General features: G+C 66.0%; 21 protein-coding genes. 14 read left to right on the top strand and 7 right to left on the bottom strand.

The genetic code is table 11. The features are described from left to right. Positions 1 to 69: 69 nt before the first annotated feature. The 6 genes from A5724_RS01295 (at position 70) to pstB (ending at position 5781) form a co-directional block, all read left to right on the top strand. Positions 70 to 855 carry a response regulator transcription factor gene (locus A5724_RS01295; RefSeq protein WP_067794954.1) on the top strand — a complete coding sequence of 262 codons (786 nt, stop codon included), beginning with the start codon at positions 70 to 72 and terminating at the stop codon, positions 853 to 855. Then, positions 852 to 1739, top strand: a complete 888-nt coding sequence (gene mshD, locus A5724_RS01290; RefSeq protein ID WP_067794951.1) for a mycothiol synthase — start codon at positions 852 to 854, stop codon at positions 1737 to 1739. Before A5724_RS01295 ends, mshD begins: the two co-directional genes overlap by 4 nt. 103 nt (positions 1740 to 1842) lie before the next feature. Continuing rightward, positions 1843 to 2979 (top strand): phosphate ABC transporter substrate-binding protein PstS, encoded by a 1137-nt coding sequence (gene pstS / locus A5724_RS01285; RefSeq protein WP_067794949.1) that lies wholly within the window; start codon positions 1843 to 1845, stop codon positions 2977 to 2979. Between the two features lie 48 nt (positions 2980 to 3027). Further along, positions 3028 to 4083, top strand: coding sequence for a phosphate ABC transporter permease subunit PstC (gene pstC / locus A5724_RS01280; RefSeq protein ID WP_067794946.1), 1056 nt, complete (start codon positions 3028 to 3030; stop codon positions 4081 to 4083). Next, positions 4080 to 4994, top strand: coding sequence for a phosphate ABC transporter permease PstA (pstA, locus tag A5724_RS01275; protein ID WP_067794943.1), 915 nt, complete (start codon positions 4080 to 4082; stop codon positions 4992 to 4994). The genes pstC and pstA overlap by 4 nt, the downstream gene beginning before the upstream one ends. Positions 4995 to 5004: 10 nt before the next feature. Beyond that, positions 5005 to 5781, top strand: a complete 777-nt coding sequence (gene pstB / locus A5724_RS01270; protein ID WP_067794940.1) for a phosphate ABC transporter ATP-binding protein PstB — start codon at positions 5005 to 5007, stop codon at positions 5779 to 5781. 80 nt (positions 5782 to 5861) lie between these two features. On the opposite strand, the gene phoU is transcribed toward pstB, so the two are convergent. From phoU to A5724_RS01250, 4 genes are all read right to left on the bottom strand, one after another. After that, a complete protein-coding gene (gene phoU, locus A5724_RS01265; RefSeq protein WP_067794937.1) occupies positions 5862 to 6527 on the bottom strand; it encodes a phosphate signaling complex protein PhoU in 666 nt (221 codons plus the stop codon). Between the two features lie 95 nt (positions 6528 to 6622). Further along, the gene (locus tag A5724_RS01260; protein ID WP_067795650.1) at positions 6623 to 8653 is read right to left on the bottom strand and encodes an LCP family protein; all 2031 of its coding nucleotides are present in this window, start codon (positions 8651 to 8653) and stop codon (positions 6623 to 6625) included. 197 nt (positions 8654 to 8850) lie between these two features. Next, positions 8851 to 10014: a tRNA dihydrouridine synthase DusB gene (dusB, locus tag A5724_RS01255; protein WP_082964811.1), complete on the bottom strand. Its 1164-nt coding sequence runs from the start codon at positions 10012 to 10014 to the stop codon at positions 8851 to 8853. After that, the gene (locus A5724_RS01250; protein ID WP_067794931.1) at positions 10002 to 11009 is read right to left on the bottom strand and encodes an acyl-ACP desaturase; all 1008 of its coding nucleotides are present in this window, start codon (positions 11007 to 11009) and stop codon (positions 10002 to 10004) included. Before A5724_RS01250 ends, dusB begins: the two co-directional genes overlap by 13 nt. A 219-nt stretch (positions 11010 to 11228) precedes the next feature. Between A5724_RS01250 and A5724_RS01245 the strand changes: the two genes are divergently transcribed. After that, positions 11229 to 11600, top strand: a complete 372-nt coding sequence (locus A5724_RS01245) for a hypothetical protein (RefSeq protein ID WP_067794928.1) — start codon at positions 11229 to 11231, stop codon at positions 11598 to 11600. Between the two features lie 98 nt (positions 11601 to 11698). Beyond that, positions 11699 to 12121 (top strand): hypothetical protein, encoded by a 423-nt coding sequence (locus A5724_RS01240; protein ID WP_067794924.1) that lies wholly within the window; start codon positions 11699 to 11701, stop codon positions 12119 to 12121. A gap of 2 nt (positions 12122 to 12123) precedes the next feature. Here A5724_RS01240 and A5724_RS01235 read toward each other — a convergent pair whose 3' ends face one another. Then, the gene (locus A5724_RS01235) at positions 12124 to 12708 is read right to left on the bottom strand and encodes a TetR/AcrR family transcriptional regulator (protein WP_067794920.1); all 585 of its coding nucleotides are present in this window, start codon (positions 12706 to 12708) and stop codon (positions 12124 to 12126) included. Positions 12709 to 12788: 80 nt separating this feature from the next. Between A5724_RS01235 and A5724_RS01230 the strand changes: the two genes are divergently transcribed. Beyond that, positions 12789 to 13796, top strand: coding sequence for an oxygenase MpaB family protein (locus A5724_RS01230; RefSeq protein WP_067794916.1), 1008 nt, complete (start codon positions 12789 to 12791; stop codon positions 13794 to 13796). On the opposite strand, the gene A5724_RS01225 is transcribed toward A5724_RS01230, so the two are convergent. Next, positions 13778 to 14101, bottom strand: a complete 324-nt coding sequence (locus A5724_RS01225) for a hypothetical protein (protein ID WP_067794913.1) — start codon at positions 14099 to 14101, stop codon at positions 13778 to 13780. The two genes, A5724_RS01230 and A5724_RS01225, sit on opposite strands and share 19 nt — an antisense overlap. Before the next feature lie 55 nt (positions 14102 to 14156). Here A5724_RS01225 and A5724_RS01220 point away from each other — a divergent pair, with 55 nt between their 5' ends. The 4 genes from A5724_RS01220 to A5724_RS01210 are packed head-to-tail and all read left to right on the top strand — an operon-like array spanning position 14157 to position 16536. After that, positions 14157 to 14759, top strand: a complete 603-nt coding sequence (locus tag A5724_RS01220) for an SPFH domain-containing protein (RefSeq protein WP_369830592.1) — start codon at positions 14157 to 14159, stop codon at positions 14757 to 14759. 2 nt (positions 14760 to 14761) lie between these two features. Continuing rightward, the gene (locus A5724_RS35050; RefSeq protein WP_369830591.1) at positions 14762 to 15022 is read left to right on the top strand and encodes a hypothetical protein; all 261 of its coding nucleotides are present in this window, start codon (positions 14762 to 14764) and stop codon (positions 15020 to 15022) included. 52 nt (positions 15023 to 15074) lie between these two features. Beyond that, complete coding sequence (locus tag A5724_RS01215; protein ID WP_156752079.1) at positions 15075 to 15341, top strand: hypothetical protein; 267 nt, start codon at positions 15075 to 15077, stop codon at positions 15339 to 15341. A gap of 40 nt (positions 15342 to 15381) precedes the next feature. After that, entirely contained in the window at positions 15382 to 16536 is a 1155-nt protein-coding gene (locus A5724_RS01210) for a serine/threonine-protein kinase (protein ID WP_067794907.1), read from the top strand. A 14-nt stretch (positions 16537 to 16550) separates the two neighbouring features. Here A5724_RS01210 and A5724_RS01205 read toward each other — a convergent pair whose 3' ends face one another. After that, complete coding sequence (locus A5724_RS01205) at positions 16551 to 17069, bottom strand: cupin domain-containing protein (RefSeq protein WP_082964794.1); 519 nt, start codon at positions 17067 to 17069, stop codon at positions 16551 to 16553. A 69-nt stretch (positions 17070 to 17138) separates the two neighbouring features. On the opposite strand from A5724_RS01205, the gene A5724_RS01200 reads away from it, so the two are divergent. Then, positions 17139 to 17771 (top strand): TetR/AcrR family transcriptional regulator, encoded by a 633-nt coding sequence (locus A5724_RS01200; RefSeq protein WP_067794904.1) that lies wholly within the window; start codon positions 17139 to 17141, stop codon positions 17769 to 17771. Positions 17772 to 17863 lie beyond the last annotated feature (92 nt).

Here is a 17863-nt window from a genome sequence, read left to right as displayed (position 1 = left end):
GCGTGAATCTGGGAAGTCACCACCGACATCGTTGTCCAGGCGAGGTCCCTATGGCTGCTGGAGGGCCAGTTGGATCTATTGCTACTGACCGTCGACCCGCATCCCGAATCCGTGCTGCCGTCGTTGGCGCTGCTCGCGCACAACGTGCGGACCGCTCCAACGGAGGTGTCTTCCCTTCTCGAAGCCGGCACCGCGGATGTGGCGATCGTCGACGCGCGTACTGACCTGGCCGCCGCTCGCGGCCTGTGTCGGCTGTTGGGGACGACGGGCACGTCGGTCCCCGTGGTGGCCGTCGTCAACGAGGGCGGCCTGGTCGCCGTCAACGTGGAATGGGGTCTGGACGAGATCCTGCTGCCAAGCACCGGCCCGGCCGAGATCGACGCCCGGCTGCGACTACTGGTCGGCCGCCGCGGCGGGGTGGCCAATCAGGAGAACGTCGGCAAGATCAGTCTCGGGGAATTGGTGATCGACGAGGGCACCTACACCGCCCGGCTGCGTGGTAGACCACTGGACCTCACGTACAAGGAATTCGAGCTGCTGAAGTACCTGGCCCAGCACGCGGGCCGGGTATTCACCCGCGCGCAGTTGCTGCAGGAGGTCTGGGGTTACGACTTCTTCGGCGGCACCCGCACCGTCGACGTCCACGTGCGGCGGCTGCGGGCCAAGCTGGGCACCGAATACGAATCGCTGATCGGCACGGTGCGCAACGTCGGGTACAAGGCGGTGCGGCCCGCCCGCGGCCGCCCGGCTCCAGCGGGTGCGGAGGTGTCCGACGACATGGTCGACGAGGCAGGTGGCTATGAGGCGCCCGACAGCCTGCCCGATGCGCTGGTCGACCCGCTGCGCAGTCAGTGACCGAAATCCACTGGCGCCCAAGCCTTTCCCTGGCCGAGCAGCATGACATCCGTGAACTGATCGCGGTCACGAAACGCGAGGACGGCGTCGCGCCCGTCGGTGATCAGGTGCTGCGCGAGTTGGCGCACGACCGCACCCGCCACCTGCTGGCCGTCGACGGCGATCACGTGGTGGGATATCTGAACTTGACCGCTGAGCCCGCGATGGCCGAGTTGGTGGTGCATCCAACAGCCCGGCGGCGCGGGATCGGCTCGGCGATGGTGCGTACCGGCCTGTCCGAGGGCGGCGCCGACGCCCGCATCTGGGCACACGGCAACCTGGCGCCGGCGCGGGCCACCGCGGCCGCACTCGGCCTCGTCGTCGTTCGTGAGCTCTTGCAGATGCGCAGGCCGCTAACCGATCTGCCGCCGTTGACCGTCCCCGACGGGGTTCGCCTGACCACATATTCCGGTCCTGCCGACGACGCGGAGCTGCTGCGGGTGAACAACGCCGCCTTCGCCTGGCACCCCGAACAGGGCGGGTGGACCGAAGCCGACATCGCCGAGCGTCGCGGCGAGCCGTGGTTCGACCCCGAAGGCCTGTTCATGGCCTTCGACTCGGACACCGGCAAGCTGGCAGGCTTCCACTGGACCAAGCGGCACAGCGCGGACCTCGGCGAGGTTTATGTGGTCGGCGTGGATCCGGCCGCGCAGGGTCGCGGCCTCGGTGCGACGCTCACACTGGCCGGGCTGCATCACCTCGCCGAGAGTCTGTCAAAAAGCGCAGAACCGACTGTGACGCTCTACGTCGAGGCAGATAACTCCGCTGCGGTGAACACGTATCAACGCCTTGGTTTCGAGGTGTTCAGCGTCGATGCCGCCTATGCGGCGTCACCAGTGAACTAGCCGACCTGTTCACCCTTCGTTCACTTTCCATCTCAGAGCCGTCTACTACGGCCGCATACGTTGCCGTGGAGTTCAAGTCGTCAAAAATTCGAAAGTGGGATCAGTGAAGCTCAACAGCATTGGCAAGGCGCTTGGCACCAGCCTGTCCGCGACGGCGATCGCCGCGCTGACGCTGACCGCCTGCGGTAGCGACAACAACGCCTCCGCGCCTTCCACGAGCGCGTCGGGTACGGGCACGGGCACCGCATCCGCATCGGCCGACTGCGGCGGCAAGAACTCGGTGACCGCCGAGGGTTCGACGGCGCAGCAGAACGCGATCGCGGAGTTCAACAAGGTGTGGGGCCAGGTGTGCTCGGGAAAGACGCTGGCCTACAACCCCACCGGGTCGGGCGCGGGTGTCGACCAGTTCATCGCAAAGCAGGTTGATTTCGCTGGATCCGACTCCCCGCTGAGTGACGACCAAAAGCCCAAGGCGGCGCAGCGCTGTGGCGGCAACGAAGCGTGGAATCTGCCGCTGGTGTTCGGCCCGGTGGCGATGGCCTACAACATCGACGGCGTCGACAAGCTCGTCGTCAACGGTGAGGTGCTCGCCAAGATCTTCCAGGGCCAGATCACCAAGTGGAACGACCCGGCGATCGCGGCGCTGAACAGCGGCACCAACCTGCCGAACACCGACATCAAGCCCGTCTACCGTTCGGATTCGTCGGGCACCACCGACAACTTCCAGAAGTATCTCGCCGCCGCCGCGCCGCAGGCATGGACGAAGGGCGCGGGCAAGGAGTTCCAGGGCGGTGCCGGCGAGGGCGCCCAGAAGTCGTCCGGCGTTGTGCAGGCAATTCAGGCCACCCCCGGCTCCATCGGCTACGTGGAGAAGAGCCCGGCGATGGCGGCCAACCTCAAGACCGCCGAGATCGACAGCGGCGCCGGGCCGGTCGCGCTCAACGACGACTCCACGAAGGCGGCGGTCGCCGCCGCGAAAATCGCGGGCGCGGGCAACGACCTCACGCTGGACCTCAACGCCCTGTACGCCAGCAAGGAAGCGGGCTCCTACCCGTTGATGCTGGCCACCTACGAGATCGTGTGCAGCAAGGGTTACGACGCCGACACCGCCGCCGCAGTGAAGTCGTTCTTGACGGTGTCCGCCAACCAGGGCCAAGCCAACCTGTCGCCCGCCGGATACGTGCCGCTGCCGGACTCGTTCAAGGAGCGTCTGCTCAAGTCCGTCAACGCAATTGCATAGTTGCCCTGCGCGATAGCACACAAGCGGTGAGGATGGGTGCCGGGACCAATGACCGATAGGCTTGATGTGACGGAAGCTAGCGGGCTGCCTGACCCAGCCAAAGCGGGCTCGGGTGAAGTGATCGCTTCACCCCTCCCGGAACCGGCGCCCATCCCCACCGATCCCGCGAAGGGCTCGAAGGTCCGGTTGGGGGACAGGATCTTCCGCGGTCTGGCCGAAGGCGCCGGAATCCTGATCGTCGTCATCATCGCGGCGATCGGCGTCTTCCTGTTGTGGCGCGCGATTCCTGCGCTCGCGCGCAACGAGGAGAACTTCTTCCTCTACGGCGGAAACTGGATCACCACAGACACATCGGCGATGCACTTCGGCATCCTCGACCTGCTCCAGGTGACGGTTTTTGTCTCGGTCTTCGCATTGATCCTTGCCATGCCCGTCGCGCTGGGTATCGCGATCTTCCTCACCCACTACTCACCACGGCGACTGTCGGGCCCGCTGGCGTACATGGTCGACCTGCTCGCCGCGGTGCCGTCGATCGTCTACGGCGTGTGGGGACTGTACGTACTGGCTCCGGTGCTCAAGCCATTTGCGTTGTGGCTCAACGAGAACCTCGATTGGCTCTTCCTGTTCAAGACCGGTAACGCCTCGGTGGCCGGCGGCGGCACCATCTTCACAGCGGGCATCGTGCTGGCCGTGATGATCCTGCCGATCATCACGGCGGTGACGCGGGAAGTGTTCGTGCAGACACCTCGCGGCCAGATCGAGGCCGCACTTGCGCTCGGCGCCACCCGGTGGGAAGTGGTGCGCACCACGGTGCTGCCGTTCGGCCTCTCCGGCTACATCAGCGGCGCGATGCTCGGCCTCGGTCGCGCGCTCGGTGAAACGATCGCGCTGTTGATCGTGCTGCGCGGCACCCAAAAGGCGTTCGGCTGGTCACTGTTCGACGGGGGCTACACGTTCGCAAGCAAAATCGCCGCCACCGCAAGCGAATTCAACGACCAGTACAAGGCAGGCGCCTACATCGCGGCGGGCCTGGTGCTGTTTATCCTGACGTTCGTGGTGAACTCGGCGGCGCGCGCCGCAGTCGCCGGAAGGGGGGCGAAGTGACCTCCACACTGGACCGCCCTGTCAAGGTCACCACCTTTCAGGGGGTGAGCCTGCGCCGCAAGGTCACCAACAACATCGCCACCGTGCTTGTCACCGCATCGCTGGTCATCGCGTTGGTGCCGCTGTTGTGGGTGCTGTACTCGGTGATCGCCAAGGGTTTCAAGGCGCTCACCTCACCGGTCTGGTTCACCCATTCACAGGCTGGGATGACGGCATTCCAGGCCGGTGGCGGTGTCTACCACGCCATCGTCGGCACCCTGCTGCAGGGCCTGGTGTGTGCGGCCATTTCCATCCCGATCGGCATCATGGTCGCCGTCTACCTTGTCGAGTACGGTGGCGGTTCCCGACTCGGCAAGCTGACGACCTTCATGGTGGACATCCTCACCGGTGTCCCGTCGATCGTGGCCGCCCTGTTCATCTATGCGTTGTGGGTGGCCACGCTCGGCTTCCAGCGGTCCGGTTTCGCGGTGTCACTGTCGTTGGTGCTGTTGATGATTCCGGTGATCGTGCGTGCCACCGAGGAAATGCTGCGCATCGTTCCGATGGACCTTCGCGAGGCCAGTTATGCACTGGGCGTGCCGAAGTGGAAAACCATCGTGCGCATCGTCATCCCCACCGCGCTGTCCGGCATCATCACCGGCATCATGCTGGCCTTGGCCCGTGTGATGGGTGAGACGGCGCCGCTGCTGATCCTGGTCGGCTACGCGCAGGCCATGAATTTCGACATGTTCAGCGGTTTCATGGGATCGCTGCCCGGCATGATGTACGACCAGATCTCGGCGGGTGCCGGCGCCAACCCGGTGCCCACCGACCGACTCTGGGGCGCCGCACTGACGTTGATTCTGTTGATCGCCTTACTCAACATCGGCGCGCGACTCATCGCGCGGATCTTCGCCCCCAAGAAGGTTTAGGAGCTTTTCAGTGGCCAAGCGATTGGACCTCAAAGACGTCAACATCTATTACGGCTCCTTTCACGCCGTCGCCGATGTGGCGCTGTCCGTTCAGCCCCGCAGCGTGACCGCGTTCATCGGGCCGTCGGGCTGCGGCAAGTCGACGGTGCTGCGGACGCTGAACCGCATGCACGAGGTCATCCCCGGCGCCCGCGTCGAAGGGTCGGTGCTGCTCGATGGTGAGGACATCTACGGCCCTGGCGTCGACCCGGTCGGCGTGCGCAAAACCATCGGTATGGTGTTCCAGCGGCCAAACCCGTTCCCCACCATGTCGATTCGCGACAACGTGGTGGCGGGGCTGAAGCTGCAGGGCGTTCGCAACAAGAAGACGCTCGACGACGTATGCGAGCGTTCACTGCGGGGCGCCAACCTCTGGAGCGAGGTGAAGGACCGGCTCGACAGGCCGGGCGGCGGCCTGTCCGGCGGTCAGCAGCAGCGACTGTGCATCGCCCGCGCGATCGCCGTGCAGCCCGACGTGTTGCTGATGGACGAGCCGTGCTCGGCGCTGGACCCGATCTCGACGCTGGCGATCGAGGACCTCATCGCCGAACTCAAGCAGGACTTCACGATCGTGATCGTCACCCACAACATGCAGCAGGCCGCCCGCGTCAGCGATCAGACCGCGTTCTTCAACCTGGAGGCGACGGGTAAGCCCGGCCGGTTGATCGAGATCGATGACACCGAGAAGATCTTCTCCAACCCGAACGAGAAGGCCACGGAGGACTACATCTCGGGCCGCTTCGGCTGACTTTCCCTGCGCCTACAGACGCAGAGTGCGCCAAATCATCGGCGTGTCGGGCCCGTTTGCGTCTGCTCGCCGAGAAAAACTCAGCGGGCGGCCATCTCCTCTTCGTCGGGGAGGTTGCCGGTGACCTGGAAGATGACCCGGCGGGCGATCTCGACGGCGTGGTCGGCGAAGCGCTCGTAGAACCGGCCGAGCAGCGTCACGTCGACGGCGGCGGCCACCCCGTGCTTCCATTCCCGGTCCATCAGTACGGTGAACAGATGCCGGTGCAGATCGTCCATCGCATCGTCTTCTTCGCGGATCCGCGCGGCCTTCTCCGGGTCGCGGGTGAGCAGCACCTCCTGGGCGTTGTTACCCAATTCCACTGCGACGCGGCCCATTTCGGCGAAGTAGCCGTTGACCTCTTCCGGCAGCGCATGCTGCGGGTGACGACGGCGGGCGATCTTGGCGACGTGCAGTGCCAGCGCGCCCATCCGGTCGACATCGGCGACGATCTGGATCGAGCTGACGATCGCCCGCAGATCACCTGCGACCGGGGCCTGCAGCGCCAGCAGCACGAACGCGCTCTCCTCGGCCTTGGCGCTCATCGCCGCGATCTGCTCGTGGTCGGTGATGACTTGTTCGGCCAACACCAGATCGGCCTGCAGCAGGGCCTGGGTGGCGCGTTCCATCGCGGCGCCGGCCAGTCCACACATCTCGCCGAGCTGCGCTGTGAGCGCGTCCAGTTGGTCGTGGTATGCGGTTCGCATGCGCCAAGCCTACGGGGTGACTAGGCACAACGTCACGACGCAGGCGGTGAACGAAAGGTGAATGCCACCTGCCTAAATGAGTGGGCCGACGGGCGTTATTCGCAGGTGGTGTCGGCGGCGTTGGTGACCGTCAAATCCTCGGGCAGGCGAGTGGGCGGCGTGCTGGCGCCCTTCACGACGTGAACCTGAACGGGCGAGCCACTCGGCGACGGCGGGGTCACCGATGAGAAGTCGCTGCCCAACACCACCCGCACCACGTCGCCCATGCCGGACACCCGCTCGATGGTCGGGTTGGCGAATGACGACGCGACCGTCGCGGCCGCCTGCTCGTTGCCCGGCGAGAAGAACACCGTCGTCGCCGACAGCGGGCCGGGGTAGTCGTCGGGACTGGTCACGTTGAAGCCGTGCGACTGCAGTTCAGTCGCCGCGGTGGCCGCCAACCCATTCTCACCGGTCGAGTTCGACACCCGCACGGTGATGTCCTGCGGATTGGTGGTCACCGCGCTCACCAACTCGGCGTTCTCCGGGGCAGGCGCCTGCGTCGCTTCCGGTTCGCTGGTCTGCGACTCCGGCGTGCCGGGCACCGGGGTGTTGTCCGGGTTCTTCTCCTCGGGCAGCGGATCGTCGTTGATGATCGCGTCGAACAGCGCCCGCATATCGTCGGTGCGCGGGACCTCGTTGCCGTATTCGTCGGCATAGCCGACCGTCGGCACGGTGACGAAGGTGATGCGGCCCGCGTTCACGCCCTGGATTGACTGGCCAAGATCGACAAGGTCTTTGGTCTTGATGTTGTCGACGTAGCTGTCGTCGATGAACATGTTCACGACGTTGTTGAGCTTGGACAACGAGAAGAACACTTCTTTCGAGATCAGCGACCGCAGCAGCGACGACAGGAACAACTGCTGCCGCTTGATCCGGCCGTAGTCGCCGTTGGTCTCGGTGGTGACCTGGCGGGCGCGGACGTAGTTCAACGCGGTGTGGCCGTCGACCGTCTGACGGCCGGCGTTGGCCAGCACGGTGCCTAGTTCGTAGTCCTCCAACGGAGTGGTGCTACACACCTCGACGCCGCCGATCGCATCCACCATCTTGGAGAAACCGGCGAAATCGACTGCCATGAACCGGTTCACGGACAACCCGGACAGCTTCTGGATCACCTTCACCAGACACTTGGGGCCACCGACCGCGTACGCGGAGTTGATCTTCGTTTCGGTGTAGACGTCGTTCTGGCCGTACATCTCCGACTCGGTGTCGGTGACCGGTCCGTACTGTCCGGTGTCGGGATCCCAGTGCTGGCACTTCGTCGGCGTGATCTCGAGGTCACGCGGAAACGACACGGCGACAACGCGTTTGCGGTTCGCCGGGATGTTCACCAGCATGATGGTGTCGGATCGCGCACCCGCAGCGTCCTCGGTGCTGCCCGCGCCCATGTCGCTGTTCTCGCCGATGCGGCTGTCCACGCCGACAATCAAGAAGTTCTCGTCGCCGAACTGCGCAGTGGGGTCGACGATGTCGCGCGAATTCAAATCGAGCGCGGAGACCTTGTTGAGCATGTTGTTCTTCGACGACTGCCACTGCCAGGCGCCGCCGGTGACGGCCAGGGTGGCCACGGCGATCAGGGCGGCGGCGGCGCGGCCTGCGGCCGCCGTCTTCCTCAGGCGGCGGCGGGCCGGCGCAGGAACTCCGCTGCCGCGTCCGGTGCCGACACGCGACGGCTGCACCCTGTCACGAGGGCGCTGTGCCGCCAAATCGGGCACCTCGGAGGCGTACCCCGCCACGATCGGAATAACCTCGGTGTCCGGATCCCGGCCCTCGACGACCGGGGCGAGGATCTCGGTCGGCGGGGCCTTCGGTTCGGGTTCGGGCTCTTGCTCCGGTTCGGGTGCCTGCCGAGGCCGCTTCAACTCCTCGGGCACGCTCGCGGCGCCGTGCACCTTGGCGATCAGGTCGGCGACTGTGACGCCATCGGTGTGATTGCCGGCCGACTCGCTCTTCGTCAGCTCGCCGGAATCCGAATTTCCGCTGCGCTCCCACGGCGCGGCGTGTGGCGGCGGCGGCGTACTTCGGGTAAGCCATCGGTTGGGTCCAGCGCCCGAAGATCCAGGAGTGGCGTTCTGGCCGTCACTCATGTTTCTGCTGGCCTCCGACTTCTGGACCATCGCGCGCCTCGGTGCGCGTGGGCGTATGCAGTGCTTTCGTGTGCCTTCGGTTGGTGTAGCGACACTCTGCGGGCTCCGCCGTTGGAGCCGGATACGACAAGATCCTTATCGTACTGAGACATCGTGTTCAACGGCCAGTCCGCCGGAGGTACCGAGATCGTCTCGGTTTAGCCTCCGGAGTGCATAATTTCGGCGCCTGCCGGGACCGTGCAGTCGTCGGGATCGGCCAGCCAGCCCTCAGGTAGCGCCACTGATGCCGCCGATCCCTGCCTGCCCCGCGGACCGGTCGCGGCCTGCGGGAACGGTACGTCTTCGTCGAGCTGATCGAGCAGCGCATCCAGCTCGGAAAGGGTTTTGACCAGCGCCAGCGCCCGGCGCAGATCGGCGCCTGCCGGAAACCCGTGCAGGTACCAGGCGATGTGCTTGCGCATATCGCGCATGCCCTTGTCCTCACCGAAGTGCTCGGCCAGCAGCCGACCGTGTCGGCGCATGATGGCCGCGACCTCGCCGAGCGTCGGCGGCGTCGCCGGGGTGGTGCCGGTGAAGGCCGCGGACAGCTCGGCGAACAGCCACGGCCTGCCGAGGCAGCCGCGGCCGATGACCACGCCGTCGCAACCGGTCGCGGCCATCATCGCCAGCGCGTCGTCGGCGTCGAAGATGTCGCCGTTGCCCAGCACCGGGACCGTGGTGACATGCTGCTTGAGCAGCGCGATCTGCTCCCAGTCGGCGGTCCCCGAGTACCGTTGCGCAGCGGTCCTGGCGTGCAGAGCCACGGCGGCCGCACCTTCCTCGGCCGCGATCCGGCCTGCGTCCAGGTGGGTGTGATGGTCGTCGTCGATGCCGATGCGGAACTTCACGGTGACCGGGATGCCGGTGCCCTCCGTCGCTCGCACGGCCGCAGCCACGATGCGGCCGAAAAGCCGCCGTTTGAAGGGCAGCGCCGCACCGCCGCCGCGCCGGGTGACCTTGGGCACCGGGCAGCCGAAATTCATGTCGATGTGGTCGGCCATGCCCTCGTCGGCGACCATCTTCGCGGCGGCGAAGGTGTTTTCCGGGTCGACGGTGTACAGCTGCAGCGAGCGTGGTGTCTCGTCGGGCGCGAACGTCGTCATGTGCATGGTCACCGGGTGCCGCTCGACGAGCGCACGCGCGGTGACCATCTCACACACGTACAACCCACTGACGGTGCCTGCGCGCGCCAACTCCAATTCACGGCAGAGGGTGCGGAATGCGACATTGGTCACACCGGCCATCGGGGCCAGGACGACCGGGCTCGGCAGTTCGATCGGCCCGATCCGGAGCGCGGGCCGCTGGTCGGCTATGACGCTGATGCGGCGAGCTCCTTCGCGGCCTTCTTCTCGGCCATCTGCGCCAGCCGCTCGAGCCTGCGCTGCTTGGCAACCTCGAACTTCACGCAGGCTTCCTCGAGCTCCTCGACGAGCTTGCCGAGTTCGTCGCGCTGCCGCGCCGCCTCGCCGGTGAAGTCCTCGCGCTCGAAGATGCGCCACTTCTTCAGTACCGGCATCACCACGTCGTCGAGATGGATCCGCGGGTCGTAGACGCCACCGGACGCGATGGTGACGGCCTTACGCCGGAAGTCCGGAATGGTGTAGCCGGGCATCTTGAAGTTCTTCAGCACCTTGTGCAGCGAGTGCATCGCCTGGTTCGGTGCGATGTCGAACCCGGCCGCGGAGACATCGCGGTAGAAGATCATGTGCAGGTTCTCATCGGCCGAAACCCGTTGCAGCAGTTGGTCGGCCACGGTCTCGTTGCACGCCTTGCCGGTGTTGCGGTGCGAGACGCGCGTCGCCAATTCTTGGAACGTCACATAGATGACGGAGTCGAACAGGCTCTCGGCGAACAGCTCGGCGTTGCCCTCCAGCTGCTGGTTCTGGCCGGGGGAGAAGCCGCGGGTGACCTGCTCCAGCCGGAGCTGCTCCAGCTCCACGGGATCGACGGCGCGGGTGACGACGAGGTAGTCACGCAGCGCGATGCCGTGCCGGTTCTCCTCGGCCGTCCAGCGGTTGACCCAGAATCCCCACGGGCCGTCCATCGAGAAGTTCATCGCAATCTCGCGGTGATACGCCGGGAGATTGTCCTCGGTCAGCAGGTTGGTCAGCATCGCCACCTGGGCAACCTCGGAAAGCTTGGACTCCTCGGGGTCCCAGTCCTTACCGCCGAGGGCGTAGAAATTCTTGCCGTCCGACCACGGGATGTAGTCGTGCGGATTCCAGTCCTTGCGCATCGTCAGGTGCCGATTGAGGTTCTTCTCGACAACGGGCTCGAGTTCGTGCAGTAGCTGAAGATCGGTCAGATCTTGCGCCATGGGTTTTCGTCCTCCTCGCGGCAGGGAAGCGCTATCCCAGTTATCTGTACCTGTTGGTTGCACTCAATATATCTGTGTACCCCGGTGACATTCAAGTTGCCTCGCGGTGTGTCACATCCGCCTCACAGGTTGCCAATAGTCGCGGTAGTATCGGCCCGGGCAAATGGGGGAGCCCGCAAATCCTGCCGCAGCCACCCGCGACTCGAAGGTCGGGCTCACATGAGGACCCTCACTGTTCTATTAGGCGCTGCCGCCGCGATGGCAGCAACCATCTCCGTCGGCGCGGGCGTCGCGGGCGCGGTGCCTGACGTCGTCGGCCAGACGTTCCGGGATGCCAAGAACACCCTCCAGAGCCAGGGGTCGGCAGTCGTGATCGCGACGCGCACCGGCGGGTCGGCGGACATCGACAAGTGTGTTGTCACCAACGCCTGGGGTAAGCCGAGTGTCGACCAGCCCCGGCAGGCATCGGGTCCGAGCGAAGTGTGGGTCGCGCTGAGCTGTAACGCCGCGATCGCGGGCCCGGGAACTCCTGGCAACTCCGCCGCCAGTACTGCGGGCCGGCAGGCGATCACCGCTCAACAAGTCGGCTGACCTGGACTGCGCGATCGGTAGCGGTGACGCCTACCACGCAATACACTCCGACCATCACCTTTCCAGGCAGTTTTACGACAATTCGGAGGTCGGACTCAGTGAAGAAGTCCCTCGTTCTTTCGGCCGGCTCGGCAGTGGCCGCGTCAGCCTTGATGGCGCTGTTCGGCACCGGAGTCGCCGCGGCGGACGACTACGCGGGTCAGACTTACGCCGACGCCTCGTCGGCCGCCAGTGATGCCGGGCTTTCCGTCGTGGTCGCAGCCCGCGTGGGCGACAAACTGTCGCAGGACGAGTGCCTGGTCACGCGTTCGCAGACGGCGCCGTTCGCCGATGCCGACGATGGCGCTCACTATGACGGCCAGGTGCAGTTCTATCTCAACTGCAACGGCGGATACGCCACGGCGACCAACCCCGGTGCGTCGGTCGCCAGCCCAGCGGGCCGCGAGGCCAAGGCTGCTGCCGATGAGGCCGCGGCCGAAGAGCAGCAGTCGCTCGAAGAGGTCAGCACACCCGACGAGTAGCACTAATAGCTCGACACCCGGTTGAGCAGCATGTCGACGCAGTAGTCGATGAACTGCTCACGGGTGGCCGGTAGCCGACCGTTCAGGTAGGCGGTGAACAACGCCGTCAACGCGCCGATCAGGCCGGTGGCCACCATCGCCTGCACAGCCGGATCGGTGATCCGGGTCAGCTTGTGCTGCAGTAGGTCGATGAAGCTGGGCATCCATTCCGCGCCCGACCGGGTCAGCACCGGTTCTACGCCGGGGGCCAACAGCAGCACCCGGCCCCGTGACGGATCGTCGACCATCAGCGCGACGAAGCGTTCGACGGCGTCGCGCGGGGTCTCCGCGGTCATCAGCGTCGACATCGCCCGCGTGCACACATCGTCGTAGACCGCGCGGACAAATTCGTCGCGGTCGGCGAAGCTTTCATAGAAATAGCGCTCGGTCAACCCGGCCGCCTTGCACACCGCCCGCACCGTCAGCCCCGGGCCGGATTCACTGCCAAGCAGCCCGACGCCGGCGGCGATCAGTTCGTCGCGCCGCAGGACCTGACGATCCTGCAGCGGAACGCCTGACCAACGGCCCCGTCGTTGACCCGAAGTCACATCACTCCCTAAACTCGATGATGACAACACCCGTAGTCAGAATGCCGTGGACGGCTTTTGACACGAGCGGAAGTTCACCGGTGACTCAAGATACTTCTGAGGCGTGCCCGGAGACCACCGGATCCACCCCTCCGGCACCGGGCTGCCCGGTCACGACGGGCGGCTACGACGCCGTTCCTGCGTTTCTCGGCCCCGACTCCTTGACCTGGCAACTATTCGGTGACTGGCGCGGGCTGCTGCAGGGGCCCTGGGCCGGTTCCATGCAGAACATGCACCCTCAACTCGGTGCCGCCGTCGAACAACATTCGATCTTCTTCCAAGAACGCATGCCGCGGTTGCTTCGCTCGCTGTATCCGATCGGCGGCGTCGTCTTCGACGGCGACCGCGCCCCGCAGACGGGTGCCGAAGTTCGCGATTACCACATCGGCATCAAGGGTGTCGACGACCAAGGCCGTCGCTACAGCGCGCTCAACCCCGACGTCTTCTACTGGGCGCACTCGACGTTCTTCATGGGCACCATCCTGACCGCCGAACACTTCGGCGACGGTCTGACCGAGGCCCAGAAGCGGCAACTGTTCGACGAACATGTCACCTGGTACAGCATGTACGGCGTGAGCATGCGACCAGTTCCCAAGAGCTGGGAGGATTTCCAGGCTTACTGGGATCACATGTGTCGCAACGTCCTCGAGAACAATTTCGCCGCGCGCGAGGTTCTCAATCTGTCGACCATGCCCAAGCATCCGTCACTGCAATGGATTCCGGACTGGCTGTGGCGCCTCCAGCTGAAAGTGCTTGGGCCTTTTGCGGTTTGGGTCACCGTCGGACTGTACGACCAACCGGTCCGCGACCTGATGGGCTACACCTGGTCGGCTCGCGACGAGCGGCTGCACTGGCTGTTCGGCCGGCTGGTGAATCTGACGTTCAAGCTGCTGCCGAAACGGCGCCGCTTTCATCCGCGGGCTCGCGCAGGCTGGGACCGGGCAACGGGGCGCTGTCCCGCCGACGCACCGCTGGTGCACACCCCCGCACGCAACCTGCCGCCGGTCGAACACCGCGACAACGGGATGCATTACTGCCCGAAGGTCTGACGCCTCACGGTCGGCGGCTCGGGGAAGAGGACCGGCTGCACGGGCGGGTACCGTCCGAATACGCCGCGGGGGTCGCCCGCCAGGGTCAGCCGGTGTTCGAAGTCGGCGCGTGCCCGTAGTCCGGCGCGGCGAATCTCGAGCGCCCGTCTGCGCCGCGTGACGGCCACCAGAAGGCCGACGATCGCCACGGCAGCGAGCGCCTCGTACCAGCCATTGTTCAACCACCACAGCGCCACCAGCAGCCCCGCGCCGGTGAGCAATGGATGCCGTGACGGAAACGACCTGTGAGGTTGCTGGTAGAGCATCGATTTTGATCATACGATGCGGCGGACGTCTCCCGCCTTCGAAAGGGCTGCCCACGTGCCTTGGCAAGTGTTCGCTGCGATGTTGCTCGTGATCGTCACCGTGATCGCCCTGCTTGTCCGGGTCACCTCGAAGGCCGACGCGGGCCGGACCAGGGCCATGCGGGTCGCCGTGGCATCGGGCGGCCTGTTGGTGTTCGTGCTGATTCTCGGCTCGACGACGATCGTCTCGACACGCAACATCGGCGTGGTCACGACGTTCGGCAGGCCCGGCGGCACACTGAGCAACGGTCTGCACGCCATGGCGCCGTGGCAGTCGGTGACCGAGATGAACGGCACCATCCAGATCGACAACCACACCGGCGAGGCCGCCACCACCGTCCGACTCGGCAACAACTCGACGGCGTTCGTCGACAACAGCGTGCGGTGGCGCATCCAACCCGCGGCCGCCGACGAACTGTTCCTGGACTACCGCGACTTCGAAAACGTTCGCGACAATCTCGTCACCCGCGAGTTGAGGGCCGCGCTCAACGAGGTGTTCGCGAACTTCGATCCGCTCGCACCGGAGAACTCCGACGGCACCAATGTGCAGGCGCTGGGCGACGACGTGGCCGACAAGCTGCGGTCCAAGGTGGCGGGCAGATCGAGATCATCAATGTGATTGTGCCGCTTGTCAATTACGACGAGGCGACGCAGAGCCGGATCAACGCGCTGAACGTGGAGAAGGCCAACACCCGGGTCGCCGAGCAGCGGGCCAAGACCGCCGCGGCCGAGGCCAGGGCGAACGAGATCCTGGCCGCGTCGGTGTCCAACGATCCGAACGTGTTGGTGAGCAAGTGCCTCGACGCCGCACGCGAGGCCCATCTCAGCCCGCTGGGCTGCTGGCCCAACACTTCGGCGGTGCCGACCGTGCCGGCTCGGTAACGTTCGGCGTTTTCCGCTATGCCTGGCGCCGTTTATAAGGCACGATTCACGTGTGTTGCGTGCAATGCGGTCCGTCGGCTGCGCAGTGGTGGCGATGATCGCCGCCCTGGCCATCGGGTTGTCCACGCCAGCGCCTGCGTCGGCGACGACGGTGACCAACGGCTACCACCCGCCGCCGTCGCCACTGACCGTGCTGGTCACGCCGTTCACCATCGGCATCCACGTGATCGACGCGATCGCCGAGGGCCTCGCCAACGCGGTCGAAATGATCGCGACGCCCGCACCGATCACGGTGCCCGCGCCGCACGCCGCGACCTAGCGGTTGTTTGACGCCAACGTCGACCGGCTAGCTTTTAGACATGCAGGCGCCGGAGGTGCTGGGCGGCCGCTACGAACTTCGGGGCGTTCTCGGACGCGGTGGCATGGCAGAAGTACGCGACGGCTGGGACATCCGGTTGGACCGACCGGTCGCCGTCAAGCTGCTGCACCCGATGTTGATCGAAGCACCCGACAACCGTCTGCGATTCCAGACTGAGGCCCGCGCCGCGGCTGCCCTGAACCATCCGCACATCGTGTCCGTCCACGACAGCGGCGAGCACGCAGGCACGCCGTACATCGTGATGGAGCGGCTGTCGGGCCAGTCGCTCGCCGACGTGATCGCACGGGGACCACTGCCGCAGCCGGACGTGCGGAGGATCCTCGATGACGTGCTGTCCGCGCTGTCCGTCGCGCACGCGGCAGGCATCCTGCACCGCGACATCAAGCCGGCCAACATCTTGTTCTCGTTGTCGGGACATGCGAAGGTGGCCGATTTCGGCGTGGCCAAGAGCCCGGGCAGCGTGCACACGATGACGGGCCAAATCGTCGGAACCATGGCGTATCTGAGCCCTGAGCGGATCGCGGGCAGGCCGGCGTCGGTCGCCGACGATCTGTACGCCGTCGGTGTGGTGGGTTATGAGGCGCTGACCGGCCGTCGAGCCTTTCCGCAGGAGAACATCGCTGAGTTGGCCAGGGCCATATCGCACGGGGCGCTGCCCCCGCTCGGCGCGCTGCGGCCCGACGCGGACCCGGCGTTGGCAGCAGTGATCGAGCGGGCGATGGCGCCCGATCCGGCGTGGCGGTTCGCCGACGCCGAAGAGATGCGCGCGGCGTTGGCTGGCCGCGGCGGCCCTCCCGCGCGGCCGGCCACGCGGGTGATGGCGGCGCCGCTGCCCGACCCCACGACGATGGTGGCCGCGCCCGTGCGGGGAACCCACCGGTCGCGGTGGTGGCTGGTCACCGCGGCGGTGGTGGCAGTGCTCGTCATCGCGATCGCGTTCATCGTCGATTCGTCGTCGAAGCCCGCCGTCCCGGAGCCCGCGAGCACCAGCACATCGGTGCCACCTCCGCCCCCGACGTCATTCGTGCCGCCGCCACCGACCACGACGCCCGCGCAACTCGAGCAGCCACCGCCGAAAAAGAAGGGGCCGCCCGGGCACGGCAATGGCAAGGGGCCCAAGAAGGGCCGCGACTGACGCGACTGAGGGGCTCAGCCGCTGAACACCGGCATCGTGATTCCCACCGCCGCGTTCTCCTCGGGGGTACCCAACACGTAGCCGTACCGCTCCGACACCGCGACGAAGTTCGCCACCTCCTCCGGGGTGGGCGGAGCCAGGCCGTCGGTCATCGGACGGCCCACCTCTTGGAAGAACCGGCCGAGCCGCGCGGTGGTGACGATCAGATCGACCGCGGGCCTGTCGGTGACGTTGCGGTGCGCATGCGGCGCGTTGCCGGGCACCCGGACGTAGTCGCCGGCGTGGGCGTCGCGCCACTGCAGGCCGCTGTCGCCCGCAACGAGAACCTGCTGGGTGCCCGACAGGATGAGAAAGTCCTCAGCGTCGGGATGACGGTGCAGCGGCACCACCGAGCCGGGCGGCACGGTGCCGCGCAGCACGCAGAACTCGTCGGACCAGCTGAGGAACTCGACGATGCCGCCGAACACCTCGAAGCTTTGGCTCGGCGGCATCCCGGCAAGTCGATGGAACACGGTGCTGAATTCCGATTTCATGCGGCATCTGCCCTCTCGGGTTTAGTCTTAGGTGGACGAAATATTGATTATAGGGATGCTATAACGAAGATGGCGGGTGCAGTGCAGGGCAGGCCGTACCGATCGGCGCGCAGAGCGGAGGCGGCGGGCGATACCCGCGCGCGGATTCTTGCCGCCGGAATGCGCCTGTTCATCGAGAAGGGCTACGGCCTAGTCACCGTCAACGACATTGCGCGGGAGGCCGGTGTTGCGGTGCCGACCGTGTACTCCAGCGCAGGGGGCAAGACCGCGCTCCTCGCGACGATCATCGAGGAGGCGGTCCGTGACCCCGTCGTCGAACAGACGCTGGCCGCTGTGCGCCGGGCCCGCGATCCGCGTGAGGTGATCGATGTGACGGCCCACGGCACCCGAGCCGACAATGAGCGCTACCACGACATCATTCAGGTGAACCGGACCGCAGCGGCCGTCGACGAGAGCGCGGCCGAAATCCTCGACACATCCAACCGCGCCTATCGGCAATCGTTGGCCGTGGCCGCGGCGCGGTTACGTGAAATGGGCGCTCTCCGAGAGCATCTCACCGACGAGCGCGCCACCGATCTGCTCTGGTTCTACTTCGGCCATCAGCCGTGGCACACGTTGGTCGCCGAGGCGGGGTGGACGTGGGACGAGGCCGAGCACTGGCTTCGCGAGCAGGCCGCCGCGGCACTGCTGAAGCCGCGGTGACGAGCCTTTGGTGCCCCTGTTCAGAGTCGGTTGACGGTTGACGGATCTGTTTCGGCTGATCCTTGACACTCTGGGTTATGGGTTTAGGGCTG

This window comes from Mycobacterium sp. ACS1612 (assembly GCF_001667505.1).
Classification (GTDB): domain Bacteria; phylum Actinomycetota; class Actinomycetes; order Mycobacteriales; family Mycobacteriaceae; genus Mycobacterium.
This window is presented reverse-complemented; position numbering and strand designations above follow the sequence as displayed.

What these genes read in the sequence shown, in the direction of transcription:
- pstC (WP_067794946.1), top strand. Translation starts at nt 3,028, where the DNA reads ATGACCGATAGGCTTGATGTGACGGAAGCTAGCGGGCTGCCTGACCCA.
- phoU (WP_067794937.1), bottom strand. Translation starts at nt 6,527, where the DNA reads ATGCGAACCGCATACCACGACCAACTGGACGCGCTCACAGCGCAGCTC.
- A5724_RS01260 (WP_067795650.1), bottom strand. Translation starts at nt 8,653, where the DNA reads ATGAGTGACGGCCAGAACGCCACTCCTGGATCTTCGGGCGCTGGACCC.
- A5724_RS01250 (WP_067794931.1), bottom strand. Translation starts at nt 11,009, where the DNA reads ATGGCGCAAGATCTGACCGATCTTCAGCTACTGCACGAACTCGAGCCC.
- A5724_RS01245 (WP_067794928.1), top strand. Translation starts at nt 11,229, where the DNA reads ATGAGGACCCTCACTGTTCTATTAGGCGCTGCCGCCGCGATGGCAGCA.
- A5724_RS01225 (WP_067794913.1), bottom strand. Translation starts at nt 14,101, where the DNA reads ATGCTCTACCAGCAACCTCACAGGTCGTTTCCGTCACGGCATCCATTG.
- A5724_RS01210 (WP_067794907.1), top strand. Translation starts at nt 15,382, where the DNA reads ATGCAGGCGCCGGAGGTGCTGGGCGGCCGCTACGAACTTCGGGGCGTT.
- A5724_RS01205 (WP_082964794.1), bottom strand. Translation starts at nt 17,069, where the DNA reads ATGAAATCGGAATTCAGCACCGTGTTCCATCGACTTGCCGGGATGCCG.
- A5724_RS01200 (WP_067794904.1), top strand. Translation starts at nt 17,139, where the DNA reads ATGGCGGGTGCAGTGCAGGGCAGGCCGTACCGATCGGCGCGCAGAGCG.